Raw genomic sequence first — 25,431 nt, forward strand, 5'->3', positions numbered from 1 at the left:
CGCTCTCCCCGCGAAGGCCACACGCTCTCCACGGTTGGGCACGGTTCGCGCGCAGTCTCGAACAGGCGCCCTGATCCGGCTCAGGGCGCGCAGTCACTGTCGCCAGGGCGCACTCGCCGCAGTCGCACGCCGACCGGTCGGGACCGCCACCTCGAGTGAGCACCGCGGTACGGACACGACAGAGCCCCCTCCCGGAGACCGGGAAGGGGCTCTGACCTGTGGTGGAGCCAAGGGGACTCGAACCCCTAACCCCCTGCTTGCAAAGCAGGTGCGCTACCAATTGCGCCATGGCCCCGAGTGGGGAGAGCGGCCTCAGGCCGAGGTCGGAGCCTCGTCGTTCGCCGCGGGAGCCGGTGCCGGGACGGGCGTCGCCACGGGGGCGTGCACGTCGTCGGTGGCCTGGGTCCACAGGTCCTGCTCAGCCTGCTGCTGCTTCGCCTTCTTGCGCACGAGCACGAGGCCGGCGACAGCGCCACCGATGAGGGCGAGACGCTTCAGCATGCGAGGGATCCTCTCCGTGGTGGCGGTGATGGTGGGCCTAGGAGGACTTGAACCTCCGACCTCTTCCTTATCAGGGAAGCGCTCTAACCGTCTGAGCTATAGGCCCATCGTCACCTTCGCGCACCCGATCCACCCCGTCAGAGATGACGACCGGACGCGAGGGGAAACGTTACCCGATGCCCCCGCGAACCTACAAAACGGCCCCCACCCATGAGGGCGAGGGCCGTCCTGCGTATGCCGTGTGGCCGGGTCGGCCGGACCGGCTCAGTCGTCGGTGAGCGTGAGCTGCACGCCGCCGACGAGGGCCGAGCAGATGTTGTAGAGGAAGGCCATGACGGTCGCGATCGCCGTCATGAGGATGACGTCGATGACGCCGATGACGATCGAGAGGGACACGACCCGGCCGAAGCCGACGTAGTCCTTGATCGAGAACGGGTCAGACGTCGTCGTCTGCAGCGACTGGAGCACGCCCTCGATGTCGGTGAAGACGTTCATCGTCGACAGGATCATCCACAGCACGGCGGTGAGGATGACGCCGGCGATGCCGAGCGCGACGGAGAGCAGGAAGCTCATCTTCATGACCGACCACGGGTCGACGCGCGCGACGGCGAGCCGGACGCGGCGCGGGCCCTTGTGCTTGCGGGGGGCGGTCGTCGTGCGTGCACCGGCGCCGGTCGCGGCAGCAGCCTGCCCGGACGAGCCGGACGAGCCGGACGAGCCGGACTGGCCCGACGTGCCGGAGCCGACGCGCTGGGTCGGGGCGGTGCGGTTGGTGACCGCACCCCGCGAGAGCGCGGTGCCCTGGTCGGCCGTGGACGCACCCGAGGCGCCGGACGTGCTGCCCGAGGCACCGTTGGAGGCGCCGGTGGAGGCGTAGTAGGAGCCGTTCTGGCCGCTGCCGTCCGAGCCCGAACCGCTGCCCGTCCGGGTGGACGTGCCAGTCCTGCTCACAGAGCCCTCAGGGCTGGTCGCGCTCATTCGTCACCTCCGTTGTCGGCGTCCGACGAGCTCGCCTCGTCACCCGACGTCTGGTCCGACGGTACGCCATCGGGGCCGGGAACCGTAGCCGGCGCTCCCGTGCCGGACGGCTGGTCGACGGGGTTGCCGTCCTCGATCTCGGCGACGGCGATCTCGGACTCGGCGTTGCGGGCGACGGCCACGATCGAGTCGCCCTTGTCGGGGGTCGCGAACTTCACGCCCTGCGACGAACGGCCGGTGTGGCGGACCTCGTCGACGCGCGAGCGCACGATCTTGCCCTTCTCCATGACGACCATGACCTCGTCGGTCTCGATGACCGTCAGGGCCCCGACGAGGTCGCCGCCCTTCTCGGAGAGCTTGGCGACCTTGATGCCGAGGCCGCCGCGACCCTGGAGGCGGTACTCCGAGATCGGGGTGCGCTTGGCGAGGCCGTTCTCGAAGACGACGAAGACGTCGGGGCTCTCGCCCTCCTCGACGACGGACATGGCGAGCAGGTCGTCGCCGTCGCGGAACTTCATGCCGGTGACGCCGGAGGTCGAGCGGCCCATGGGGCGCAGGGCCTCGTCGGTCGCGGTGAAGCGCACCGACTGGCCCTTGCGGGAGACGAGCAGCAGGTCGTCGCGGTTGGAGGCGAGGCCGGCCCCGACGAGCTCGTCGCCCTCGCGCAGGTTGACCGCGATGAGGCCGCCGGAGCGGTTGGAGTCGTAGTCGGCCAGGCGGGTCTTCTTGACGAGGCCACCCCGGGTCGCGAGCACGAGGTAGTCGGCCTTGGCGTAGTCGCGGACCGCGAGCACCTGGGCGATCTGCTCACCGGGCTGGAAGGCGAGCAGGTTGGCCACGTGCTGGCCCTTGCTGTCGCGCGAGCCCTCGGGCAGCTCGTAGGCCTTGGCGCGGTAGACCCGGCCGAGGTTGGTGAAGAAGAGCAGCCAGTGGTGGGTCGTCGTGGTGATGAAGTGCTCGACGACGTCCTCGCCACGCAGGCTCGCGCCGCGCACGCCCTTGCCGCCGCGCTTCTGCGAGCGGTACTGGTCCACGCGGGTGCGCTTGGCGTAGCCACCACGGGTGATCGTGACGACGACGTCCTCCTCGGGGATGAGGTCCTCCATCGACATGTCACCGTCGAACGGGAAGATCTCGGTGCGCCGGTCGTCGCCGTACTTGTCGACGATCGCCTGCAGCTCCTCGGAGACGATGTCGCGCTGGCGCTGCGGCGAGGCGAGGATCGCGCGGTACTCGTCGATCATCTCCTGCAGGGCGTCGTGGTCCTGCTGGATCTTCTCGCGCTCGAGGGCGGCGAGGCGGCGCAGCTGCATGTTGAGGATGGCGCCGGCCTGCAGCTCGTCGATGCCGAGCAGCTCGATGAGGCCGTCGCGGGCGATCTCGACGGTGCGCGAGGCGCGGATGAGCGCGATGACCTCGTCGAGCATGTCGAGGGCCTTGAGGTAGCCGCGCAACAGGTGGATGTCGGCCTCGGCCTTGTTGAGGCGGAAGGTCGTGCGCCGGACGATGACCTCGATCTGGTGGTCGACCCAGTGCCGGATGAAGCCGTCCAGCGGCAGGGTGCGCGGCACCTCGTCGACGAGCGCGAGCATGTTGGCGCCGAAGGTCGTCTGCAGCTGCGTGTGCTTGTAGAGGTTGTTGAGCACGACCTTGGCGACGGCGTCACGCTTGAGCGTGATGACGAGGCGCTGGCCGGTGCGGCCCGACGTCTCGTCGTTGATGTCGGCGATGCCGGAGATCTTGCCGTCCTTGACGAGGTCGGCGATCTTCATCGCGAGCATGTCGGGGTTGACCTGGTAGGGCAGCTCGGTGACGACGAGGGCCTGGCGGTTGCCGACCTCCTCGACGTTGACGACGGCGCGCATGATGATCGAGCCGCGACCGGTCCGGTAGGCGTCCTCGATGCCGCGGTGGCCCATGATGAGCGCGCCGGTCGGGAAGTCCGGGCCCTTGATGATCGTCAGGAGGTGCTCGAGCAGCTCCTCGCGGCCGATGTCGGGGTGCTTGAGGTAGTACTCGGCGCCGGCCGCGACCTCACGCAGGTTGTGCGGCGGGATCTGCGTCGCCATGCCGACGGCGATGCCGGCGGAGCCGTTGACGAGCAGGTTGGGGAAGCGGCTCGGCAGCACCGAGGGCTGAAGCGTCTTGCCGTCGTAGTTCGGCACGAAGTCGACGGTGTTCTGCTCGATGTCCCGGACCATCTCCATGGCGATCGGGGCCATCCGGCACTCGGTGTATCGCGGGGCGGCCGCACCGTCGTTGCCGCGCGAGCCGAAGTTGCCCTGGCCGTCGACGAGCGGGTAGCGCAGCGACCAGTCCTGCACGAGGCGCACGAGGGCGTCGTAGATCGCCGAGTCGCCGTGCGGGTGGTAGTGACCCATGACGTCACCGACGACGCGCGCGCACTTGTTGTAACCGCGATCGGGTCGGTAGCCGCCGTCGTACATCGCGTAGACGATGCGCCGGTGCACGGGCTTGAGGCCGTCGCGCACGTCGGGCAGCGCACGGGACACGATGACCGACATGGCGTACTCGATGTAGCTGCGCTGCATCTCGTTGTTGAGGTCGACGGCCTCGACGCGGTCGGTCTCGTCGTCGTCACGCTCGATCGGGGCGGTGCCCTGCTCGTGCGCCGTGTCGACGACCTCGCCGTCCGGCTCGGTCGTCTCGTCGGGCGTCTCGTTGACGTCGTCTCCGTCGATGGGAGGCAGGTCGTCGCTCACGTCAGATCCCTTTGTCTCTCAGTCAGATTCAGGCAAGTAGAGGAGGTATGCCGGGTGGTGACGTTTCACGTGGAACGTGCCGGACGGCATACGGCCGGGTCAGATGTCGAGGAAGCGCACGTCGCGCGCGTTCTTCTGGATGAAGGAGCGCCGTGACTCGACGTCCTCGCCCATGAGGACGGCGAAGACCTCGTCGGACTTCGCGGCGTCCTCGAGCGTCACCTGGAGCAGCGTGCGCGTCTTGACGTCCATCGTCGTCTCGCCGAGCTCGGCGTAGTTCATCTCGCCGAGGCCCTTGTAGCGCTGGACCGGGTTGTCCTTGGGCAGGCGCCAGCCCTTGCCCTCACCGATCTGCTGCAGGCCGTCGCGCTCACGGTCGCTGTAGGCGAACTGGTGCGGGGCGTTGCTCCAGCGCAGGCGGTAGAGCGGCGGCTGCGCGAGGTAGACGTAGCCGGCCTCGATGAGCGGACGCATGAAGCGGAAGAGCAGCGTCAGCAGCAGCGTGCGGATGTGCATGCCGTCGACGTCGGCATCGGCCATCAGCACGATCTTGTGGTAGCGCGCCTTGTCGATGTCGAAGTCCTCACCGATGCCGGTGCCGAAGGCGGAGATGAGCGCCTGGACCTCGTTGTTGGCGAGGATCTTGTCGATGCGCGCCTTCTCGACGTTGAGGATCTTGCCGCGGATCGGCAGGATCGCCTGGGTGTGCGGGTTGCGGGCCTGCGTGGCCGAGCCGCCGGCACTGTCGCCCTCGACGATGAAGACCTCAGAGATGCGCGGGTCCTTGCTCTGGCAGTCCTTGAGCTTGCCCGGCAGGCCGCCCGACTCGAGCAGGCCCTTGCGGCGCGTGGCCTCTCGGGCCTTGCGGGCGGCCATGCGCGCGGCCGCGGCCTGGACCGACTTGCGGACGATGTCCTTGCCCTCGTTGGGGTGCGCGCCGAGCCAGTGGCCGAACTCGTCGGTCATGGCGCGCTGGACGAAGCCCTTGACCTCGGAGTTGCCGAGCTTGGTCTTGGTCTGGCCCTCGAACTGCGGCTCGCCGAGCTTGACCGAGATGACCGCGGTCAGGCCCTCGCGGATGTCGTCGCCCGTGAGGTTCTCGTCCTTCTCCTTGAGGAGGTTCTGGCGGCGCGCGAAGTCGTTGATGAGCTTGGTCATCGCCGCGCGGAAGCCCTCCTCGTGCGTGCCGCCCTCGTGGGTGTTGATCGCGTTGGCGTAGGTGTGGACCGACTCGCTGTAGGCGTTGGTCCACTGCATGGCGAGCTCGAGGCTGAGCGATCGGGCCTCGTCCTCGACCTCGATGGAGATCACCTCGGGGTGCACCGGCTCGCTGCGCTTGGAGCCGTTGAGGTGGTGGACGTAGTCGATGAGGCCGTTGTCGTAGCGGTAGCTGACCTTCTTGGCCGTGACCTTCTTCTTCTCGCCGGCATCGGCGCTGCCGTCGGCCTGCTCGTCCTCCTCGTCGTGCTCGACCTCGGTGAGGTCGGACTCCATGTCGTCGAGGTCGACGTCGTCGCCGGCCGTCTCGGCGGGCGCCACGCGCTCGTCGACGAGGTTGATCGTCAGGCCCTTGTTGAGGAAGGCCATCTGCTGCATGCGGGCGCGGATGGTCTCGAAGTCGTAGTCGACGGTCTCGAAGATGTCGGCGTTGGCCCAGAACGTGATGGTCGTGCCGGTCTCGTCGGTCGCCTCCTGCTGCTCGAGGGGGCCGTCGGGCACGCCGTCGGTGAAGCTCATCCGGAAGACGTGGCCCTTCTGGCGGACCGCGGCCTTGAGGCGCGTCGACAGGGCGTTGACGACCGAGCTGCCGACACCGTGCAGGCCACCGGACACCTTGTAGCCACCGCCGCCGAACTTCCCGCCGGCGTGCAGCTGGGTCAGGACGAGCTCGACGGCGCTGATCTTCTCGACCGGGTGGATGTCGGTGGGGATGCCGCGACCGTTGTCCTTGACCCGCACGCCGCCGTCGGCGAGGAGGGTGACGTCGATGGTGTCGGCGTAGCCGGCCAGCGACTCGTCCACGGCATTGTCGACGATCTCGTAGACGAGGTGGTGCAGGCCGCGCGGACCCGTCGAGCCGATGTACATGCCCGGGCGCTTGCGCACGGCCTCGAGGCCCTCGAGGACGGTGATGGCGCTGGCGTCGTAGTCGACGCCGTTGGGGCGGACGTCAGCGGGGACGGCAGGGGCCGCCGGCACTGCGGGCGCAGCGGGCTCTGCGGGAGCCTCGGTGTCGGTCGCTGTCACGGAGTCGGGTCCGGTGGAGCTGGGGGCGGTGCTGGGGGTGGTCGGCTCGTCGGCGTCGGACACGTCTCTCCTCGGTGGTCTGACCTCATGCGGGCGGCCCGACGTGGACGTCGAGCCGCAACCTCTCCAGTCTAACGGTCCCGCGCCCCGAACCGTGCCCTCAGACGCGCGAAACGGCCATTTTCCCGGCCGAACACCCCTCGATCCGAGGGGAGGATCACGCCTGGGGGCCTCAGCGCCTTTCAGGCGCCTTCACCCGCCGCATCACCGCCGCATCACCGCCGACCTCGCGCGTCGCCTCGCACACCGGCCGCGGACTCCCATTCTCCCGCTGCTCGCCCCGGCTCCGCGACCCGCGTCCACAGCGTCCCGCAGCCCTCGACGACTGTGGACGACGGCTGTGGACAGGAGCCGCGCACTGGGCTCTCAACGGCGGCGTGCGGGAGGCCGGGTCCCGAACGGAACCCGGCCTCCCGGCATACGACCTTCGGTGTGGTGGCCCCGCGGTCAGAGGATCCCGCGGGCGTGGAAGGCGGCCTGGACCGTGGCGGCGTCGGTCGCGCCGTAGAGCGCCTTCGCGGCGTCGACGGTCTTCTGCGCGGCAGCGGCCCACGTCGTCGACGGGGCGTAGGAGAACTGCGCCTCGAGGATGATGCGGGTCGCCTTGTCCCGGCCGAAGGCCTTGTTGACGTCCCAGAGGGCGTGGCTCCAGATCTCACCGTCGTCGTGGACCTCGCCCGTGCGGTTCGCGACGGTCTTGGCCGTGTCGAGCCGGCGGATGCAGTGCGGGGTCGTGGAGGTGTAGCTCGTCGAGTCCCAGTCCATGAGGCAGGCCCACGGCGTCGTCGCGGTGTCCGGCGCGCTCGCCTGCGACATGGTGCCCGCGAGGTAGTCGCCGAAGCCCTCGCCGATGGCGCCGGCGTCGGAGCCGCTGCCGAAGCCCGGCACCTGGTCGTCCTGGACCGCGTGGCCGTACTCGTGCCACACGACCTCCTGGTCCTCGCCGTCGTCGACGCCGCCCGTGCCGATGGTGATGGTGTCCTGACTCGGGGTGTACCAGGAGTTGTCCTGGGTCGTCGTGTCGACGCTGAGGTCCTGCGCCTCGTGGTTGACGTCCGCGAAGCCGAGGCTCTGGATGTAGGTCTGGACCCGGTCGACGGCGTAGTAGCTGTTGACCTGCTCGAAGCGGTTGTCGCTGCGGGTGTAGAGGAAGGACAGCGACGACGAGAAGGCGGCGGGAGTCTTGCCCTTCTTGGCGTTCGTGACGTTGGCCCAGCTGCCCTTGAGGTAGCCGGAGCCGTCGAGGTTGGCGAGCGTGACCGTCTTGTACGCGCTGGCCGGGACCGCGCTGTCGGCGTTGTTGCCGTCCTTGAGGGACTCGTTCTGCAGCGCGACGACGGGGTTGGGGTCGAAGACCTTGCCGGAGCCGTTGGCGAGCCGGCGCTCGTCGGTGACCTTCGTGACCTTGCCGCTGCGGGCGTCGACGAGCACCTGCTTGTCCTGGTCGGTCGAGACCTGCCACGCGAGGGTCGCGGCCCCGCCGGCACCAGCCGGCACGACGACGAGGCGGCTGGCGCGTGCGTTGCCGTGGGCCTTCGCCGCCGTGACGGCGGCGGATCGGGCGACGCCCGGTGCGACGGAGGCGAGCCCCGTGACCACCTGGCGGCCGTCGTCGACCGAGGCCGTGGCCCCGGTGGCGTGCACGGCGTACCAGCCGCCGAGCACCGGGACGCCCCGGTAGGTCTGGGCGTACCAGCTGTGCGAGCCGAGCAGGCTCCGGCGCACCTGCACCAGCGTGACGTCGGCGGGCACGGCGGCTGCTGCGGCTCCGGGGGTCCCGGCGACGGCCGGCAGGGGAGCGGCGGCCGAGCCGGAGGCGGCCGTCGACAGCAGGGCACCGACCGCGGCGACGACCGCGCCGGTGGCGAGAAGAGGCGTACGACGCATGTCGAACCTTTCGGGAGATGGAGGCCAACGACTCAGGCAACCACGCCTCCGGCTCCCGCGTCCGGAAAGGATCCGTAAAGACTTCCCCCGGTTTCGTGGCGGCGCCCCGCGATACCGGGAGCCGTCGGACAACCTTTGACGCGCACCGACGGTCCTGATGGGTGCCGGCACCCGCCGGACCGTGCCGGAACGAGCCAGACCGAGCCGGGCAGAGGATCGAACAGGGGACACACGTCATGGACGACGCCGAGCGCAGGGCCGACTTCACGGCCTACGTCAGGGCGCGCGAGCAGGCCCTCGCGCGCCTCGCGTACCTGCTCACCGGGGACCGCGACGCTGCCGAGGACGTGCTCCAGAACGCGCTGGCCAAGGTCTACCGCCACTGGGAGCGCGTCCGCGCGGCCGAGCTGCCCGACGCGTACGTCCGCCGGATCATGGTCAACGAGAGCAACTCCCGCTGGCGCGGCCTGCTGCGTCGCCACGAGTCGCCGAGCAGCCACGTCCTCGAGGTCATCGACCCACCGGGCGTCGTCGGGCTCGACCCCACCGCGTCGATCGACCTGTGGCGCCACGTCCAGGGCCTGCCCACGCAGCAGCGGGCGGCCGTCGTGCTGCGCTACTACGAGGACCTGACCGAAGCGCAGACCGCCGAGGTGCTCGGCTGCTCCGTCGGCACCGTCAAGAGCCACACGAGCCGCGCGATCTCCGCGCTGCGCACGAGGATGAGCGAGGCCACGGCATGAGCGACATGGACCAGCGGCTCAAGCGGGCGCTCGGCGAGCACACCGAGGGCGTACGCGTCGTGGCCGACCTCGCGGAGCGCGCCATCGCCCGCGACCGTTCCAACAAGCGCCGCGAGCTCGGGGTCGCAGCCCTGGCGGCCGGGCTCGTGCTGGCGGTTGCCGTGCCCATGGGCTGGGGAGCCCTGCGCGCCAGCAGCGTCCGGCCGCTTCCCGTCGGCCCGTCCCAGTCGACGACCGCGCCCACCGGCAGCCCTTCGGCGCCGACGAACACACCGCCGAGCGCCCCGACGCCGACCGCGATCCCGACCCTCACCGCAGACGGGTCGCCCGCCCCGGTGAACCTGCGGTTCGCCACCGGCGAGCCGACCGGCACGACCAAGGTGCCGTACCTGATCGGCGACGTCATCCACGACCAGTCACGCACGATCCGCATCCAGGCGGAAGGCCGCTGGGGCTCGCTGTCACGCCTGTCCAACGACGGCTGGCTCGTCACCGATGGGGACACCCTCGTCTCCACCGTCCTCGACAGCACGGGGCTGCCGCTCACCGAGATCACCGGAACGACACGCGTGTCCGCTTCCGGGCTGCTCATCGCCGCGTCCGACGTCCGGGGCAGCCTGCGTGCCTACGACAACCTCGGCGCACCGGTGGCCTCGCTCGACGTCAAGACCTGCGGCTGCTCGAGCGGCGGCAGCAGCGGTTACGAGGTGGCGGGGGTCGTCAACACGACCGTCTATGCCAACCGCGGCGACCTCGAGGCGTCGGTGGCCTGGGACGTGTCGACCGGCAAGACACGTCGGCTGCCCTTCCGCCTGTCCGTGGTCGACCCTGCGACGGAGACCGCGGCCGTCCTCACCCCCGGTGCCAAGGCGCGGACCAGCTGCCTCGAGCTCAGGGACCTGCTCACGCTCCGGACGCGGTGGAGGCTCTGTGGTCCCCTCCTGCCGCGGACCTTCTCCTCCAACGGCCTCTACCTGATGGCGACGGGATACATCGACGGCCTCGACGATTCGCAGCTGAACCCCGACGGGACGTTCCGCTACGGCGGGCTCGTCGTGGTCCGCACCAGCGACGGGTCGCTCGTGCTCGAGGGCGGCGGAGCCACAGGCGCTGGAGGCTCGCCCGTGTCGTACCGGATGGGTGACGACTCGAAGCTCGTCGTGCAGGTCGGCTCGGCCACCGGCCTCCGGGGCCTCCAGCGGTGCACGCTCGAGGGCGTCTGCGAGGTCGTCGCGCCCGACAGCCCGCGCGCCGTCGACATCCCGGAGGGCGAGGACCCCTACACGCTCTCAGACAACTGAGCCTCGCTCGCAGGCCCTCGGGTCGAGGCCGGCTCAGTCGTCGGCGAGGGTGCGCTCGAAGAGGGAGTGGATCGCCTCGGGGAGGTGCGGCTCCTGGATCGTGATGTCGCACCCCACCTCGTCGCAGACGACCGAGTAGACGAACGCGTCGGGGTGGGTGCGCTCGGTCGAGGCGGCGATGCGCTGGAGCGTGGACGCGGCGAGCAGGTGCTGCCAGTCCTTGGCGTCGCGCTCGGGCAGCTCGCCGATGGCGACCCGCCGCTCGCGGACCTGCCCGGCGAAGCCCCCGGTGCGCCGCAGCAGCACCTGGGCCTCGGAGCTCGGGGTCGGCCCGGCCGGGGCGGGGGCGGGAGCCGTCGACCGCCCACCGGACTTCTTCGTCCTCTTCGCGCCGTGGGAACCATCGCCGGCCGCAGCGGTGAGCACGCCGACCGTCTCCCACGCCGAGCGCACGGCCTTCTGCTCCGCCGAGCCGTCACCGTGGGCACTGCCTGCGGCGGCCACCGTGAGGCCGGCGAAGGTCTCGAAGTCGCAGTCCGCATTGATCCCGTCACCCGAGAGCACGGCATACCAGATCGCGCCGGCGCCCTCCCAGGCGTTGCCGCCGATCGCCTCGGCCGCGAGCACGAAGGCGCGGTTGGGGATGCCGGAGTTGATGTGGACCCCGCCGTTGTCGTCCTGGGTGTCGACGTAGTGCGCCATGTCGGCCGGCTGCGGGTCCGTGCCGAGGCGCGGGTCGTCGTAGGCGGTGCCGGGGTTGCGCATGTCGCGCAGCGCGCGGCCCTCGACGGAGGGATTGAGCAGGTCGGCGCCGACGAGCCAGTCGGCCTCGGCCGCGCTCTGCCCCAGCGCCTTCTGCTTGACGAGGACCCCGAAGACGTCGGAGACCGACTCGTTGAGCGCGCCCGACTGGCCTTGGTAGAGCAGGCCGGCCGTGTGCTCGGTGACGCCGTGCGCGAGCTCGTGGCCGATGACGTCGACGCTGCGGGTGAATCGCTCGAAGACGACGCCGTCACCGTCGCCGAACACCATCTGCGAGCCGTCCCAGAACGCGTTGTCGTAGTTGCGGCCGTAGTGCACGGTCGCGAGCAGCGGCATCCCCTTGCCGTCGAGCGAGTCGCGGGAGTAGGCCGTCGACCACAGGTCCCACGTCGCGCCGAGTCCGTCGTAGGCCTCGTTGACCGCGGCGTCGGAGCTGGGCGCGCCGCCCTCGGCGCGCACCTGCGTGCCCGGGGCGGTCTGCGTGCCCTTCGCGTCGTAGATGGTGCGGTGCGGCCCCTCGCCGTGGGCCGTGGTCACGTCGCCCCGACGCGGTGCGCGCCGGCCGGTGGGACGCGCCGTCGGGGTGCGCCGCGCCGCGCGGAGCTCCTGGTCGTGGCGCAGTGCCTCACGGGCGTGCGTGGCCAGCGCCGGCTCGTCGCTCGCCGCCAGCGCCTCGAGGATGTAGGGCGGCACGATCGTGCAGCGCGGAGTCGGGCCGGCAGCCGGGGAGTGCGTCGAGGTCGTCGAGGTCATGGCATCAGTCTGCGTCGGAACACCGACACCCGCCCTGCGAGCGGTCGTACAGTTCGCCCGTGATCACCATCCTCGTCGGGGGCCGCGAGTACGACTCGTGGGACGCGCTGCCCGAGCCGGTGCGCGCGCAGCTGCTCGCCGCCGGTGTCGACCCCGGCCCGGACGGGCAGCTCGACTCCCTCGACCTGTCCCGGGCGGGCGGCGCGGTGAGCCGGCACACCCTCGTGACCGGTCCCGACGGGAAGCCCTTGCCTCCGTGGGTCGCCCGCCTGCTCGAGGCGGTCGTCGAGGCGCTCGGCCCGCCACCGCCGGCGGCATCCGCGTCGGCGCCTCCCACCACCGATTCCGGCGATGCACCCAATGCGCCCGATGCGCCCCAGTCGCCAACGGCGCCCGAGCCGCCGGACGCCCTGGCGGACGGAGAGGACACCACCGACGGTGCGACAGCGGGGACGCCCCGCCGCGTGCCGCTGCTCTTCGGCTGGATCGTCATCGGCGCGACGGTGCTGCTCGTCGCCACCGTGGTCGTCATCGGACTCTCCGGGGTCTGAGCGGCCCAGGGTCTGAGCCGCCGGCTGGCTCAGCCGTAGGTGTCGCGGGGACCTCGGGAGTCGGGGGAGCGCCGGAGGCCGCGGTTCCACGACGGTGCGCTGGGGCCGAGCACCTTGAGCTCGCTCACCGCGCCCGCGCCGATCTCCTCGTCGATCCGCGACAGGAGCGACGAGGCGAGCAGGCGCATCTGGGTGGCCCACGCCGTCGAGTCGGCGCGCACCGTGAGCACGCCGTCGACGAACGTCATGGGCTCGACGTGCCCGGCGATGTCGGGTCCGACGATCTCGGGCCAGCGGCCCATGACCGAGCCGACCGCGACGTCGACCTTCCAGCCGCGGTCGAGCAGGAGGCGGTCGAGCTGGTCGCCGAGCAGGGCCGGGTCGCGGCCGTCGCGCGCAGACCCCGACAGCACCGGCGCGTGGCCGATCGGCCGGCGCCGCTTCTTCGGCTTCATGCCGGGCCGCAGGCCCTTCTCGGCCGCGCCGGCCCGGGCGCGCGCGAGGGCGGAGGCCGCTGCGTCGGCGATGCGGGTGTCCTCGTCGGTCGGCTCGGGAGGGTCGGCTGCGCCGTCCGACGGCCCGTCGACCGGCCCGTCGACCGGCTCGTCACTCATCGTCGTGCCCGTCGCTGTCGGGGCCGTCGCTGTCGGGGCCGTCGCTGTCGGGGCCGTCGATGTCGGGGCCGTCGATGTCGGGGCCGTCCCCGTCAGGGACCGCACCGTCAGTGACCTCACCGTCGGCTCCACCGCTCTCGGAGGGGACCACCGGTGACCCGGCGGGGTGCACCTGGCCCAGCTCGACGGCATACGTCGTCCCGCTCTCGCGGAGCACGTCGGGCACGTCCGCGCCCACGGCAGCCGTGATGAGCACCTGCTCGCAGTCCGCGACGAGCGTCGCGAGCCGCTCGCGGCGCCCGGAGTCGAGCTCGGCGAAGACGTCGTCGAGGACGAGCACGGGGTCGTCGCCGAGGTCGCGTCGCAGGAGCCGGTATGCCGCGAGCTTGAGGCCCAGCGCGAAGCTCCACGACTCGCCGTGGCTGGCGTAGCCCTTGGCCGGCAGCTCGCCGAGGGACAGCACGAGGTCGTCACGGTGCGGGCCGACGAGCGAGATGCCGCGCTCGATCTCGTTGGACCGCAGCTGATCGAGCGTCTCGAGCATGCCGGCGCGCAGCTCGTCGATCTCGGGCACCTCGCCCGTGGCCAGGCGCTTGGCGAGGTCCTCGTGGAGCGAGCTCTTGTAGGTGGCCCGGGCGTTGGACGCCGCTGCGCTCACGGCGTCGTAGCACTCGGACAGGTCCGGCGCGAGGTCACGCAGCAGGCGCAGTCGGGCGTAGAGCAGCTGCGCCCCGACCGTCGCGAGGTGGTCGTTCCACACGTCGAGGGTGTGCAGCGCCGACTCGCGGGCCTCGTCGAGCGGCACGTCACCGTCGCGTGGCGGTCGCGGCGGCCGGCGGGACCCCTTGCGCAGCACGGGCGCCGCCGACTTCAGCAGCGCGTTGCGCTGCTTGAGGATCTTGTCGTAGTCCGAGCGCACCCCCGACCAGCGCGGCTGGCGCTGGACGAGCAGGTCGTCGAGGAAGCGGCGTCGCTCCGACGGATCGCCCTTGACGAGGGCGAGGTCCTCGGGTGCGAAGAGCACCGTGCGCACCGTGCCGAGCACGTCGCGCGGCCGCGAGACGGGGGAGCGGCCGAGCCGCGCCCGGTTGGCCCGCCCCGGGGTGATCTCGAGCTCGACCATCGTCTCGCGGTCGTCGCGCATGATCGCGCCGCGCACGATCGCCTGGGCCGCCCCGAACCGCACGAGCGGCTGGTCGGTCGCGACCCGGTGCGAGCCGAGCGTCGCGAGGTAGCCGACGGCCTCGACGAGGTTCGTCTTGCCCTGACCGTTGAGGCCGACGAGCGTCGTGACACCCGGCGTCAGCGCGAGCTCGGCGCTCGGATAGCTCCGGAAGTCCTTCAGGGTCAGGTGGCGGACGTGCACGTCAGGTCGGCTGGTTCTCTGCTCGGGTCGGACGGGGAGCCGGCCGGCAGCGACCCGCCGACCGGGGCATCGGCATTAGGAGGTGGAGCCGGTGCCCGACGAGGGGCCGGCGTCGGCGGCGTCGCCGGCAGCCGGGCTGGGGTGCTCGCTGGCCGGGGCCGGGTGGGTCGAGCCCTCGGCGCCGGCGCCGCTGCGCAGCTGCTCGCCCTCGGCGATCGACATCACCTGGTGGCCGCCGAACTGGCCGCGCAGCGCCGCGACGGCCTGCATCGTCGGCGAGCTCTGCTGACGCGAGGCGAACCGGGCGAAGAGCGAGGCGGAGATGACCGGCATCGGCACTCCGAGCGCGATGGCCTCCTCGACCGTCCACCGGCCCTCACCGGAGTCGTTGGTGTAGTCGGACACGTCGTCGAGGTGGGGGTTCTCCTCGAGCGCCTTGACCATGAGGTCGAGCAGCCAGGAGCGCACGACGGTGCCACGGCTCCAGGCCTTGAAGGCGCCCGGGACGTCCTTGACGATGTCCTTCTTCTCGAGCAGCTCGTAGCCCTCGGCGTAGGCGTGCATCAGGCCGTACTCGATGCCGTTGTGGACCATCTTCGTGTAGTGCCCGGCGCCCACCTCGCCCGCGTGCACGAAGCCCTCCTCGCGGGGCCCCTCGGGACGCAGCGCGTCAAAGATGGGCATGGCCCGGTCGACCCACTGCTCCTCGCCGCCGCACATGAGGCCGTAGCCGTTGTCGAGGCCCCAGATGCCGCCGCTCACACCGCAGTCGACGTAGCCGATCTGCTTCTCGCCGAGCAGCTTGGCGTTCTCGAAGTCGTCGGTGAAGCGGGAGTTGCCGCCGTCGATGACGAGGTCTCCCGGCTCGAGCAGGTCACCGAGCGCAGCCACGGTCTCGCGCGTCGGGTCACCGGCGGGGACCATGACCCACACGACGCGGGGGGCCTCGAGGGACTTCACCAGGTCGGGCAGGGACGCGACGTCCGCGACGTCGGGGTTGCGGTCGAAGCCGACGACCTCGTGGCCCGCGCGACGCAACCGCTCGCGCATGTTGCCGCCCATCTTGCCGAGACCGATGAGACCGAGCTGCATGTCGCGAGCCTTTCTGCGGGGGAGCGTGCGTGGTGGTGCTGATGGAGCGCTTCGAGGCTACGCCTACCCACCGGCGGCTCGCGCCGGACGGGTGGGACGTGGACGTCAGCTGGCGAAGCGCACCGGCATGAGGACGTAGCGGTAGCCGGTGTCGGGCTCGGAGTCCACCTCGGCCTGGCCGGTCAGGACCGCCGGGCGGCTCGGCTGCGTGAACGACAGTCGGCTGTAGGCCGTCCCGACCGCGTGCAGGCCGTCGAGCAGGAACTGGGGGTTGAACGCGATCTGGATCTCGGGGCCGTCGAGGGTGGCCTCGACCGCCTCGGAGGCCTGGGCGTCGTCGCCGGTGCCGGCCTCGATGGCGACCTGGCCGTCGGTGAACTTCAGCAGCACCGGAGTGTTGCGCTCGGCGACGAGGGCCACGCGCTTGACGGCCTCCTCGAGAGCGGCCGTCTCGATGACCGCGGTGGTGTCGACCGAGGTCGGGAAGATCGAGGTGACCTTGGGGTACTCGCCGTCGAGCAGGCGGGTGGTCGCACGGCGCTGGCCGGCCTCGAAGCCGATGAGGCCGTCGCCGCCCTGGCCGAGGGCGAGCTCGACGGACCCGGACGCGCCCAGGGCGCGGGCGGTGTCGGAGAGCTGGCGGGCAGGGATGAGCGCGACGTGGCTGGCGTCGGTGACCGACGGGCTCCAAGTCAGCTCACGCATCGCGAGACGGTAGCGGTCGGTGGCGAGGAGGGTCACCTTGTCGCCGTCGATCTCCATGCGTACGCCCGTGAGGATCGGCAGGGTGTCGCCCTTGTCGGCGGCGATGGACACCTGCGCGACCGCCTGCGTGAAGACGTCGCCGGCGATGGTGCCGCTCGTCTCGGGCGAGGCCGGCAGCGTCGGGTAGTCCGAGACCGGCATCTCGCGCAGCGCGAAGCGCGAGGACCCGCACGCCACGTTGACCTTGGTGCCGTCGGTGCTCACGTCGATCGGCTTGTTGGGCAGGTTGCGCGAGATGTCGGCGAGCAGTCGACCGAGCACGAGCACCTGTCCGGCCTCGGCGACGTCGGCCGGCACGGTGATGCGCGCGGACACCTCGTAGTCGAAGGCCGACAGCGTCAGCGTGCCGTCCTCGTTCGCGTCGACGAGCACGCCAGCGAGCACGGGTACCGGCGGGCGGGCCGGGAGCCCGCGGGCCACCCAGGTCACGGCCTCGGCCAGGACGTCTCGCTCAACCCGAAACTTCACGGTGCACTCACTTCGACGGGGAAGGACATTGGGGCTCAGACACTAGTGCCTGCGGGTGACTGGCACCACAGACACTCCCCCAATCGTCCTCCGGACCGATTCACGTGGTTTTTCCGGTCGCCCGAGGCCGCCCGGGTCGTCGTGGGGAGACCCTCGTTGTCGGGGCTTCCCCCTTTGACTGGGATCTCGTCATAGTCATAGGTGCTGTGGACGCTGTGGACAACTCGCGTCGGCGCTGGTCAGCGCGTCGATGGGGGTGTGCACGGCGTGTGGGGCCACGACCGGGCGGACAGTTGCCGGCTGTGGACGGATTTCGGCCGTGCACATCGTCCTCACAGGTCGAGGGCCGGTTGTCCGCAGGCTCGGGAGCGTCATCCACACGTTTCCACAGAGTCATGTGGAACAGCCGTCGGCATATGTCCGGTTTGCCGCGCTTCGGGACTAGTCCCCTGTGCATGGAGAGCGCCTCCACTTCCACAGACTTTTCCACAGACGGTGGACAACTTTCGGGACGGATTCCCCGCGACGCCCTCCTGACGCTCGGACAGGCCTCGTCCCGCCGCAGGTCACAACGAGGTCACGCTGTGCACACAGGTGTGGACAACTCTGTGGATGAATGTGGACGTATGCCGTGTGGCCGGGCAGGTGCGAAGGCGTCAGGCCGTGTTGACTAGTCACCGGCGGGCTCGATGACGCACCGGCGCGAGACCGACAGCAGGCAGTCGAAGAGCGCCTCACCGTCCGGAAGCGGGCCCAGCTGGGCGAACACCTCGCTCGTCACCGCACCGAGCAGGAGGGTCCAGGCGGCGATCCCCTGGGCGAGCTCGACGGCGTGGAGCCCGGTCGAGGCGAACAGCGGCGACTCGAGCAGCTCGCCCACACCGCCGTCGGCGCGTGCCGCGACCAGACCCAGGCGGTCCGGGTCGGGGAGGCGGCCGGCGCGGCGCACGTCCTCCAGCAGGCCGACGAGCAGCGCGATGACGGCGGTCCCCGCCTCCTCGGTGCGCTCGGCCGGGGCCTCGTAGTCCGGGACCGGGGAGCCGTAGATGAGCGCGAAGTCGTGCGGGTGCTCGAGCGCCCAGGCTCGCAGGGCGCGTCCCAGGGCGTCCCACCGGGCGTCGAACTCGTCGACGGGGACAGCGTCGTGGGCGGCCCGCACCGCCGAGGCCAGCGACCAGTAGGAGTCGATGATGAGCCGGGTGAGCAGCTCGTCGCGGCTCTCGACGTAGCGGTAGATGCCCGACGAGACCATGCCGAGGTCCCGCGCGACGGCCCGCAGGCTCAGGGCTGCCGCGCCGTCCGTCGCCAGGTGCTCGCGGGCCACGCGCAGGATGTCGGCCTCGACGGCGAGCCGCTTGGTGGCGCGCTTGCCGAGCGGGCGCCCTGCCTCGCCGCCGATCGTGCTCGCCTGCGTGCTCGCCTGCGTGCTCGGCTGGGTGCTCGCCTCCTGCTCCATGTCGCCAGCGTGCCACAGCCTGACGATAAATGTGAGCACCGCTCTTGATTTTTGGCGCGGGACGCGTCATCCTCAAAGTGTGAGCGATGCTCACACTTCACGTCCCAAGGAGTAGACCATGTCGCACCACCTCGTCCTCGGCGCCGGAGGCGTCGGCCGCTCGACCACCACCGAGCTCGTCGCCCTCGGCCACACCGTCACCCTCGCCTCACGCTCCGGACGCGTCACCGAGCGGCCGTGGGAGACCACGCGCGCCGGCGCCGCCGACGCGGTGGAGGTCGTCAGCGTCGACGCCGGTGACGCAGACGCCGTGACGGCCCTGGCCCGCGGCGCCGCGAGCATCGTCAACGCGGTCAACCCGCCCAGCTACATGACGTGGGACACCGACTGGCCACCGATCGCCGCCGCCACGCTCGCGGCCGCCGAGGGCTCGGGTGCCGGGCTCGTCATCATCGGCAACCTCTACGGCTACGGCCAGGTTGACCGGCCCATGCGAGAGGACGACCCCATGCGTCCCGCCGGCCACAAGGGCGGACTCCGCGCCGACATGTGGCACGAGGCGCTCGCCCGCCACGAGGCCGGCCACCTGCGCGTCACCGAGCTGCGCTCGAGCGACTACTTCGGCCCGGGCACGACGCCACGCACCAGCTACCTGAACGACATCGTCATCGACGCGCTCCTCGCCGGGCGTGCACCCTTCGTGCCCGTCGGGCGACCGGATGCGCCGCACTCGTGGACCTACGTCCCCGACGTCGGCCGGCTCGGCGCCCGCGTCGCGACCGGCGACGACGGGTGGGGCCGTGCCTGGCACGTGCCCACGGCGCCGGCCCGCACGTTCGAGCAGGCCGCCGAGGACGTCGCCCGCCTCGCGAACGTGAAGGCCCGCCGCGTGCGCGTGCTGCCGAGGTCCCTCGGCACCGCAGCCGGCCTCGTCGTGCCGTTCATGCGCGAGGTCCGCGAGACCCGGCACCAGTTCGAGCGCCCCTTCGTGCTCGACTCGGACCTCACCCAGCGCACCTTCGGACTCGCGCCGACCCCGTGGGACGAGGCACTCACGGTGACCATCGCCGCCCGGCGCGAGGCGAAGGCCACCCGAGCGGCGGCCGCGGCATGACGCGGGCCCGGCTCCACGGCATACGCCATCGGGTCGGGCCCACGGGAGCGAGCGTCAGTGCGACTGCTGGCGGATCCGGTTGGTCAGCTCGGTGACCTGGTTGTAGATGGCCCGGCGCTCACCCATGAGCTCGCGGATCTTGCGGTCCGCGTGCATGACCGTCGTGTGGTCGCGGCCGCCGAAGTGCTGGCCGATCTTGGGCAGGGACAGGTCGGTCATCTCGCGGCAGAGGTACATCGCGATCTGGCGGGCCGTGACGAGCTGGCGCGAACGGCTCGAGCCGCAGAGGTCCTCGAGCGTCACCGCGTAGTACGCCGCCGTCACCGCCATGATCGTCGCCGCCGTCACCTGGTTGGGCGTCTCGTTGGGCAGGACGTCCTTGAGCACGATGACGGCGAGCGGCAGGTCGACCTCCTGCCGGTTGAGGTTGCTGAACGCCGTGACGCGGATCAGGGCGCCCTCGAGCTCGCGGATGTTGGTGCTGAAGTTCGTCGCGATGTACTCGAGGACGTCGTCCGGCACCTTCATCCGGTCCTGGATCGCCTTCTTGCGCAGGATCGCGATGCGGGTCTCGAGGTCGGGCGGCTGCACGTCGGTCAGCAGCCCCGACTCGAAGCGCGTGCGCATGCGGTCCTCGAAGCCGGACAGCTCGCGCGGCGGCAGGTCGCTGGTGATGACGATCTGCTTGTTCGCGTTGTGCAGCGTGTTGAAGGTGTGGAAGAACTCCTCCTGCGTCTGCAGCTTGCCCTGGAGGAACTGGATGTCGTCGATGAGCAGCACGTCGACGCTGCGGTAGCGGTTCTGGAACGCGCTCGCCTTGTCGTCACGGATGCTGTTGATGAAGTCGTTGGTGAACTCCTCGGAGTTCACGTAGCGCACCCGCACGTTGGGGAACATCGTCCGCGCGTAGTGCCCGATCGCGTGGAGCAGGTGCGTCTTGCCCAGCCCGGACTCGCCGTAGACGAAGAGCGGGTTGTACGCCTTGGCCGGGGCCTCGGCGACCGCGACCGCCGCCGCGTGGGCGAAGCGGTTGCTCGCACCGATGACGAAGGTGTCGAAGGTGTACTTCGGGTTCAGCCGGGTGTCGCCGGGCGAGCTGGGCTCGGGACGCTGCTGCAGGCGCAGCGGCCCGCTCTCGCCGCCGCTCAGCGGGTCGGGGCCGAGCTCCATCCGCGTCTGACCGCCCGGGTATGCCGGTTGGCGGGGCTCGTCGAGGTCGGCGCCGTTGAGCGCGGGCGCGCTCTCGGCCAGGTCGCGCAGCGGGTTGTGGGCGGTGCTCTGCGCGGGCACGCCGTAGCCGTTGGCCCCGTTCGCGCCGTAGCCGACGGTGCCGGCATGGGCGCCGTTCGAGGGACCGGAGTGGGAGCCGTTGTGGTGCCCGCCGCCGTGGACCGAGGCCTGGCCACTCGGCTCGTCGGTGATCATCCCGAGGTCGGTCTCGAGGCTCTCGTCGACGGAGACGGCGAGCTGGACCGGACGGCCGAGCTGGCTGGCGAGGGCCTCGTGGATCTGCTCACGGACCCGGGTCTCGAGGAAGTCCTTGGTGAACGTGTTGGGAGCGCGCACCAGCGCGGTCTCCTCGAGCACGCCGACGAGGCGGCAGAGCCGGACGAAGGCGCGCTCCTGGTTCGACAGGCCCACCGAGTCCAGGGTGCTCAGCGTCTGCTGCCAGATCTGCGCGTAATCGACGCCTGTCTCGGCCACCTGATATCCACCTACCCCTGAGTCAATTCTGTTGCACCTGCTGCGATCCCGGCTCGGAAGGGTCCGAGCGGGAGCTCGACCCCGGGCGGGTCGGACGTCCTTGGGCACGTCTGTGTCTGGGTGAACGATGCCTGTTGTCCACACGTTTGTCCACAGCCTGTGCATGGAGGGGTGAGGATCGTGAGAGACGAAAACCTACAGGGGTAGGCGCGCCGAGGACAATCGAGTCGTCCACAGATTGTCGGGTCGGTCGGCGTGTCGCCTTGCAATCGCCGCACGACCTTCGAAGATCGTGGGTTTCGGTCGTCGCCGGCCCGTGCCCGTCGCCGGTTTGACCCTCGTTCCGCGGCTCCCGTATCGTTGACCGAGCGTGTCTGCGACCTCTTTCGCATGCCCATGGCCCCGAGCCCGGCCCAGCCGGACCCCCTCGGTGCTCCACGGGCTTGCCGATTGCGGTCGCATCGGCCACCGACAGCCCCACCACGGGAGCACGGCCGACGTCGTCATGGCGTCGAACGGGCCCCTGCAACCTACGGAGAACCTCGTGAGCAAGCGCACCTTCCAGCCGAACAACCGTCGCCGCGCCAAGACGCACGGCTTCCGCCTGCGCATGCGCACCCGTGCGGGTCGCGCCATCCTCGCCGGCCGCCGTCGCAAGGGCCGCGCCGAGCTCTCGGCCTGAGCCGCCGGAGGCCTCGGCGTGCTGCCGGCACGTCACCGACTGCGTGAGCGGACGGACTTCACCTCGGCAGTACGCGGGCCCGGCGCCAGCAGAGCAGGCGGGCGACTCATCGTCGTGCATGCCAACCGGACCGATGCGCGTGCGGATCTTCCGCCGCGCGTCGGTTTTGTTGTGTCCAAGGCCGTCGGCAACGCGGTGGTGCGCAACCGGACCAAGCGCCGGCTGCGCGCGAGCGTCGCAACCCGGCTGAACGGCATACCTGCAGGTCTCTACGTCGTCGTGCGGGCCAACCCCGCTGCCGCAGACGCCACCTGGGACGAGCTCGACCTCGCCCTCGGCCGCCAGCTCGAGAAGGCGTGCCGACGATGAGCGTCACGCTCAACCAGGTGCTGGCCTCGCCCCTGCTGCTGGCGGTCCGCTTCTACCAGCGGTTCATCTCCCCGCTCTCCGCGCCGAGCTGCCGCTTCTACCCGAGCTGCTCGGCGTATGCCGTCACCGCGCTCACCCGGTTCGGTCCCCTGCGCGGGGGCTGGCTCGCGATCCGGCGCATCGGCCGCTGCAACCCGTGGAACCCCGGCGGGGTCGACCCCGTTCCGATGACGTGGGCCACCCGCAACGACGTGCGCCCCGAGGACTTCCGTCCCAACCCCTGACCAAGCGGCATATGGTTGCCGATCAGTGGTGAGTGGCCCAACACCTCGAACCCGAGCTGAACCGGCCGGCCCACCAGACCACAGAGGAAACACGTGATCGACTTCTTCAACACCCTGCTCTATCCGATCAAGCTCGGTGAAGCCTGGGTCATGTACGCCTGGCACTGGCTCTTCGACAGCCTCGGCATGTCGACCGGCTGGGCGTGGGCCATGTCGATCGTCGGCCTCACGGTCGTCGTCCGCCTCCTGCTCATCCCGCTCTTCGTCCGCCAGATCCACTCCTCGCGCCGGATGCAGCTCATCCAGCCCGAGATGCAGAAGATCCAGAAGAAGTACAAGGGCAAGCGCGACCCCGAGTCCCAGAAGGCCCAGCAGGCGGAGATCATGGATCTCTACCGCCGGACCGGGACCAACCCGTTCAGCAGCTGCCTGCCGATCCTCATCCAGAGCCCGTTCTTCTTCGCGCTCTTCCAGCTGCTCAACAACCTCAAGGCCCAGGCCGAGGGCGTGCCCGGCCACGACGCGATCGGCCCGATCACCCGCGAGGTCGCGGCGCAGATCGAGAGCTCGACGATCTTCGGCTCGAAGCTGTCGGACCACTTCCTCGGCGCCGACGTGCCGCTCAACACCAAGATCCTCACGGCCGTGCTCATCGTGCTGATGTCGGCGACGACCTTCACGACGCAGTACCAGCTGATGCGCAAGAACATGCCGGCCGCTGCGCTGGACAACCCCTTCGCCAAGCAGCAGAAGGTCCTTCTCTACCTGATGCCGATCTTCTTCGCGATCTCCGGCGTCAACTTCCCCATCGGTGTCCTGCTCTACTGGCTGACCACCAACCTCTGGACCATGGGCCAGCAGTTCTACGTCATCCGCAACATGCCGGCTCCCGGCTCCGAGGCCGAGCGTGCCCGCCGTGAGCGGATGAAGCGCAAGGGCAAGGACATGCAGGAGCTCACGGTGCCCGGCCTCGAGCAGAGCGACGCCGTCCCCGACGACGCCCCCAAGTCGGGCCAGCGTCAGCAGCCGAAGGGCAAGAAGCGGGCGCGCACCCAGCCGAAGAGCCAGCCGACGAAGAACAGCCGCTGAGGCTCGTCCACACACTTGTCCACACTGCTTCGGGCCTCTGAACTGCGGAAACGCGAGTTGTCCACAGATCGGCCCGGGCGAGCGAAGGAGTATCCATGAGCGACACCCAGGCCACCGACCTCGAGACCCCGACGGACGCGCCCGACCTGCAGGCGAGCGAGGCCACCGAGCCCACCGAGGCCTCCGACAGCACCGAGACGGCCGCGACTGACTCCGCAGCATCCGCGGACGCCGAGGCTGAGCCGGCCGAGAAGACCGAGCCGGCCGAGAAGACCGAGCCGGCCGAGAAGGGCGAGAAGGGCGACAAGAAGTCGCGCGTCCGCCAGCTCGAGCGCGAGGGTGAGGTGGCGGCCGACTTCCTCGAGACGCTGCTCGACATCGCCGACCTCGACGGGGACATCGACGTCGACGTCGACGGGGACCGCGCTGCCATCGCCATCGTCGACTCCGAGGAGGGCCGCGTGCCGCGCCGGCTCGTCGGCACCGACGGCAAGGTGCTCGAGGCGCTGCAGGAGCTGACCCGCCTCGCCGTCCAGGCCGAGACGGGCGAGCGCAGCCGGCTGATGCTCGACGTCGCCGGGTACCGCGCCCAGCGCCGGGCCGCCCTCGTCGAGCTCGCCCAGGCGGCGATCTCCGAGGTGAAGGACTCCGGCACGAAGCGTGCCCTGGAGCCGATGTCGGCCTTCGAGCGCAAGGTGGTCCATGACGAGGTCGCCGCCTCCGGTCTGGTGTCCGAGTCCGAGGGCGTCGACCCCCACCGTCACGTCGTCATCCTGCCGGAATGACGGACCCCCGTTTCACGTGAAACGGGTACCGCTCACCGGCACCATCCAGCCGTACCGATCGAGGAGTGAGGGCACGTGACCCAGCGCGCTCCCGGAGCCGGCCGGCCCGAGCCTGACCAGCCCCACGACCAACCACGCGACCTCTTCGGAGCGGACGGCGCCGCAGAGTCGGGTGCAGCCGCGCAGGGGCTGGCGGGCGGGCTCGTCGAGGGGCTGCCGGCGACGCCACCGGCAGCCACGGCCGTCTTCGGGGAGCGGCTCGCACTCGCCGAGCACTTCGTGGCGATCCTCGCCGACACGGGGATCAGCCACGGCTTGATCGGGCCCCGTGAGACACCCCGCCTGTGGGACCGGCACGTGCTCAACTGCGCCGTGGTCCATGAGGCGATCCCGCGCCTCGATGCGACCCAGCAGGTCATCGACGTGGGCTCGGGGGCCGGCCTGCCCGGCCTGACCCTGGCCATCGCCCGCCCGGACCTCCACCTGCACCTCGTCGAGCCACTGGCGCGACGCACCGGATGGCTCACGGGGACGGTGGCCCAGCTCGGCCTCACCAACGTCACGGTCCACACTGCACGCGCCGAAGCCATGTGGGACCGGCTGCACGCCCCGTGGGTGACGGCGCGAGCCGTGTCGCGGATCGTGCAGCTCGCCGAGTGGACGCTGCCCCTGCTCGACGCCGGCGGCAGCCTGCTCGCCCTCAAGGGCAGCCGCGCCGTCACCGAGCTGGCCGAGAGCCGTACTGCCCTGACACGTCTCGGGGTCGTGGACGCCGGCGTCGACGAGTACGGCGCCGACCTGCTGGACGAGCCGACCATCGTGCTGCGCTGCACCATCGGAGAGGTCGTGGACCGTCGGCGCTTCCGTTCTCGACAGCCCTCGAGCGCCGGGTCGGCCCGTCGGAGGGCAGATCGTCCACGGGCATCACGACGCTCCGGCCCGGGAGTCAGCAAGCAGCCGCCCCATCAGCCATGATCGTGACCAGACCATTTCGACGGACGCCTCGCGCACCCCTTGCGAGACGCCCCTCAACCCCGGAGGTGCTCTCCCTGTGACGATGTCGACCAACTTGGGCTGGCCGAGCGAACCGGAGCCAGCGCCGGAGCACCGCCGGCTCGGTTGGCTCGCACGGATGCT

The 25,431-nt window shown here is 70.7% G+C and carries 22 protein-coding genes and 2 tRNA genes; 10 read left to right on the top strand and 14 right to left on the bottom strand.

Going from position 1 to position 25,431, the window contains the following annotated elements:
* Nucleotides 1-219 precede the first annotated feature (219 nt).
* The 7 genes from IEY30_RS04780 to IEY30_RS04810 form a co-directional block, all read right to left on the bottom strand.
* Nucleotides 220-295, bottom strand: a tRNA-Ala gene (locus tag IEY30_RS04780).
* 17 nt (nt 296-312) lie between these two features.
* Entirely contained in the window at nt 313-501 is a 189-nt protein-coding gene (locus IEY30_RS04785; RefSeq protein ID WP_030197533.1) for a DLW-39 family protein, read from the bottom strand.
* Between the two features lie 29 nt (nt 502-530).
* Nucleotides 531-607, bottom strand: a tRNA-Ile gene (locus IEY30_RS04790).
* A gap of 158 nt (nt 608-765) precedes the next feature.
* Nucleotides 766-1,479, bottom strand: a complete 714-nt coding sequence (locus IEY30_RS04795) for a DUF3566 domain-containing protein (RefSeq protein WP_229674844.1) — start codon at nt 1,477-1,479, stop codon at nt 766-768.
* Nucleotides 1,476-4,031, bottom strand: coding sequence for a DNA gyrase subunit A (gene gyrA, locus IEY30_RS04800; protein WP_373286678.1), 2,556 nt, complete (start codon nt 4,029-4,031; stop codon nt 1,476-1,478). The genes IEY30_RS04795 and gyrA overlap by 4 nt, the downstream gene beginning before the upstream one ends.
* Before the next feature lie 270 nt (nt 4,032-4,301).
* Entirely contained in the window at nt 4,302-6,512 is a 2,211-nt protein-coding gene (gene gyrB / locus IEY30_RS04805) for a DNA topoisomerase (ATP-hydrolyzing) subunit B (protein ID WP_030197543.1), read from the bottom strand.
* Nucleotides 6,513-6,956: 444 nt separating this feature from the next.
* Entirely contained in the window at nt 6,957-8,396 is a 1,440-nt protein-coding gene (locus IEY30_RS04810) for a M4 family metallopeptidase (protein WP_030197547.1), read from the bottom strand.
* 236 nt (nt 8,397-8,632) lie between these two features.
* On the opposite strand from IEY30_RS04810, the gene IEY30_RS04815 reads away from it, so the two are divergent.
* Together IEY30_RS04815 and IEY30_RS04820 are read left to right on the top strand one after the other, a co-directional pair.
* Nucleotides 8,633-9,139 (top strand): SigE family RNA polymerase sigma factor, encoded by a 507-nt coding sequence (locus tag IEY30_RS04815; RefSeq protein ID WP_030197550.1) that lies wholly within the window; start codon nt 8,633-8,635, stop codon nt 9,137-9,139.
* On the top strand, nt 9,136-10,440 hold the full coding sequence (locus tag IEY30_RS04820; protein WP_030197553.1) for a hypothetical protein: 1,305 nt from the start codon (nt 9,136-9,138) through the stop codon (nt 10,438-10,440). The genes IEY30_RS04815 and IEY30_RS04820 overlap by 4 nt, the downstream gene beginning before the upstream one ends.
* Nucleotides 10,441-10,473: 33 nt before the next feature.
* Here the strand turns inward: IEY30_RS04820 and IEY30_RS04825 are convergent, their stop codons facing one another.
* Complete coding sequence (locus IEY30_RS04825) at nt 10,474-11,955, bottom strand: protealysin inhibitor emfourin (RefSeq protein WP_052358500.1); 1,482 nt, start codon at nt 11,953-11,955, stop codon at nt 10,474-10,476.
* Nucleotides 11,956-12,014: 59 nt separating this feature from the next.
* Between IEY30_RS04825 and IEY30_RS04830 the strand changes: the two genes are divergently transcribed.
* Nucleotides 12,015-12,506 carry a hypothetical protein gene (locus IEY30_RS04830; protein ID WP_030197560.1) on the top strand — a complete coding sequence of 164 codons (492 nt, stop codon included), beginning with the start codon at nt 12,015-12,017 and terminating at the stop codon, nt 12,504-12,506.
* 29 nt (nt 12,507-12,535) lie between these two features.
* On the opposite strand, the gene IEY30_RS04835 is transcribed toward IEY30_RS04830, so the two are convergent.
* The 5 genes from IEY30_RS04835 to IEY30_RS04855 form a co-directional block, all read right to left on the bottom strand.
* On the bottom strand, nt 12,536-13,120 hold the full coding sequence (locus tag IEY30_RS04835) for a DciA family protein (RefSeq protein WP_030197564.1): 585 nt from the start codon (nt 13,118-13,120) through the stop codon (nt 12,536-12,538).
* Complete coding sequence (recF, locus tag IEY30_RS04840) at nt 13,113-14,486, bottom strand: DNA replication/repair protein RecF (protein WP_229674845.1); 1,374 nt, start codon at nt 14,484-14,486, stop codon at nt 13,113-13,115. Before recF ends, IEY30_RS04835 begins: the two co-directional genes overlap by 8 nt.
* A gap of 75 nt (nt 14,487-14,561) precedes the next feature.
* Nucleotides 14,562-15,578: a phosphogluconate dehydrogenase (NAD(+)-dependent, decarboxylating) gene (gene gnd, locus IEY30_RS04845; protein WP_052358501.1), complete on the bottom strand. Its 1,017-nt coding sequence runs from the start codon at nt 15,576-15,578 to the stop codon at nt 14,562-14,564.
* 105 nt (nt 15,579-15,683) lie between these two features.
* A complete protein-coding gene (gene dnaN, locus IEY30_RS04850; RefSeq protein ID WP_030197575.1) occupies nt 15,684-16,811 on the bottom strand; it encodes a DNA polymerase III subunit beta in 1,128 nt (375 codons plus the stop codon).
* Between the two features lie 670 nt (nt 16,812-17,481).
* The gene (locus IEY30_RS04855) at nt 17,482-18,267 is read right to left on the bottom strand and encodes a TetR/AcrR family transcriptional regulator (protein ID WP_052358502.1); all 786 of its coding nucleotides are present in this window, start codon (nt 18,265-18,267) and stop codon (nt 17,482-17,484) included.
* A 118-nt stretch (nt 18,268-18,385) separates the two neighbouring features.
* Here IEY30_RS04855 and IEY30_RS04860 point away from each other — a divergent pair, with 118 nt between their 5' ends.
* The gene (locus tag IEY30_RS04860) at nt 18,386-19,381 is read left to right on the top strand and encodes an NAD-dependent epimerase/dehydratase family protein (protein ID WP_030197581.1); all 996 of its coding nucleotides are present in this window, start codon (nt 18,386-18,388) and stop codon (nt 19,379-19,381) included.
* Between the two features lie 54 nt (nt 19,382-19,435).
* Here IEY30_RS04860 and dnaA read toward each other — a convergent pair whose 3' ends face one another.
* Nucleotides 19,436-21,085 (bottom strand): chromosomal replication initiator protein DnaA, encoded by a 1,650-nt coding sequence (dnaA, locus tag IEY30_RS04865; RefSeq protein WP_030197586.1) that lies wholly within the window; start codon nt 21,083-21,085, stop codon nt 19,436-19,438.
* Nucleotides 21,086-21,629: 544 nt separating this feature from the next.
* Between dnaA and rpmH the strand changes: the two genes are divergently transcribed.
* The 6 genes from rpmH (at nt 21,630) to rsmG (ending at nt 25,269) form a co-directional block, all read left to right on the top strand.
* Nucleotides 21,630-21,767, top strand: coding sequence for a 50S ribosomal protein L34 (gene rpmH, locus IEY30_RS04870; RefSeq protein ID WP_028051105.1), 138 nt, complete (start codon nt 21,630-21,632; stop codon nt 21,765-21,767).
* Between the two features lie 18 nt (nt 21,768-21,785).
* Nucleotides 21,786-22,136, top strand: a complete 351-nt coding sequence (rnpA, locus tag IEY30_RS04875; protein WP_030197599.1) for a ribonuclease P protein component — start codon at nt 21,786-21,788, stop codon at nt 22,134-22,136.
* Nucleotides 22,133-22,420: a membrane protein insertion efficiency factor YidD gene (gene yidD, locus IEY30_RS04880; protein WP_043416753.1), complete on the top strand. Its 288-nt coding sequence runs from the start codon at nt 22,133-22,135 to the stop codon at nt 22,418-22,420. Before rnpA ends, yidD begins: the two co-directional genes overlap by 4 nt.
* 93 nt (nt 22,421-22,513) lie before the next feature.
* A complete protein-coding gene (gene yidC / locus IEY30_RS04885; RefSeq protein ID WP_030197605.1) occupies nt 22,514-23,509 on the top strand; it encodes a membrane protein insertase YidC in 996 nt (331 codons plus the stop codon).
* Between the two features lie 95 nt (nt 23,510-23,604).
* Nucleotides 23,605-24,294, top strand: a complete 690-nt coding sequence (locus tag IEY30_RS04890) for a Jag family protein (protein ID WP_030197610.1) — start codon at nt 23,605-23,607, stop codon at nt 24,292-24,294.
* A gap of 75 nt (nt 24,295-24,369) precedes the next feature.
* Nucleotides 24,370-25,269, top strand: coding sequence for a 16S rRNA (guanine(527)-N(7))-methyltransferase RsmG (rsmG, locus tag IEY30_RS04895; RefSeq protein WP_373286659.1), 900 nt, complete (start codon nt 24,370-24,372; stop codon nt 25,267-25,269).
* The last annotated feature ends 162 nt before the right edge of the window (nt 25,270-25,431 follow it).

This window comes from Terrabacter tumescens, from assembly GCF_014646815.1.
Classification (GTDB): domain Bacteria; phylum Actinomycetota; class Actinomycetes; order Actinomycetales; family Dermatophilaceae; genus Terrabacter; species Terrabacter tumescens.

What these genes read in the sequence shown, in the direction of transcription:
- IEY30_RS04825 (WP_052358500.1), bottom strand. Translation starts at nt 11,955, where the DNA reads ATGACCTCGACGACCTCGACGCACTCCCCGGCTGCCGGCCCGACTCCG.
- IEY30_RS04815 (WP_030197550.1), top strand. Translation starts at nt 8,633, where the DNA reads ATGGACGACGCCGAGCGCAGGGCCGACTTCACGGCCTACGTCAGGGCG.
- IEY30_RS04890 (WP_030197610.1), top strand. Translation starts at nt 23,605, where the DNA reads ATGAGCGACACCCAGGCCACCGACCTCGAGACCCCGACGGACGCGCCC.
- IEY30_RS04860 (WP_030197581.1), top strand. Translation starts at nt 18,386, where the DNA reads ATGTCGCACCACCTCGTCCTCGGCGCCGGAGGCGTCGGCCGCTCGACC.
- gnd (WP_052358501.1), bottom strand. Translation starts at nt 15,578, where the DNA reads ATGCAGCTCGGTCTCATCGGTCTCGGCAAGATGGGCGGCAACATGCGC.
- gyrA (WP_373286678.1), bottom strand. Translation starts at nt 4,031, where the DNA reads ATGCAGCGCAGCTACATCGAGTACGCCATGTCGGTCATCGTGTCCCGT.
- IEY30_RS04820 (WP_030197553.1), top strand. Translation starts at nt 9,136, where the DNA reads ATGAGCGACATGGACCAGCGGCTCAAGCGGGCGCTCGGCGAGCACACC.
- IEY30_RS04810 (WP_030197547.1), bottom strand. Translation starts at nt 8,396, where the DNA reads ATGCGTCGTACGCCTCTTCTCGCCACCGGCGCGGTCGTCGCCGCGGTC.
- yidD (WP_043416753.1), top strand. Translation starts at nt 22,133, where the DNA reads ATGAGCGTCACGCTCAACCAGGTGCTGGCCTCGCCCCTGCTGCTGGCG.
- IEY30_RS04855 (WP_052358502.1), bottom strand. Translation starts at nt 18,267, where the DNA reads ATGGAGCAGGAGGCGAGCACCCAGCCGAGCACGCAGGCGAGCACGCAG.
- IEY30_RS04795 (WP_229674844.1), bottom strand. Translation starts at nt 1,479, where the DNA reads ATGAGCGCGACCAGCCCTGAGGGCTCTGTGAGCAGGACTGGCACGTCC.
- IEY30_RS04785 (WP_030197533.1), bottom strand. Translation starts at nt 501, where the DNA reads ATGCTGAAGCGTCTCGCCCTCATCGGTGGCGCTGTCGCCGGCCTCGTG.
- IEY30_RS04835 (WP_030197564.1), bottom strand. Translation starts at nt 13,120, where the DNA reads ATGAGTGACGAGCCGGTCGACGGGCCGGTCGACGGGCCGTCGGACGGC.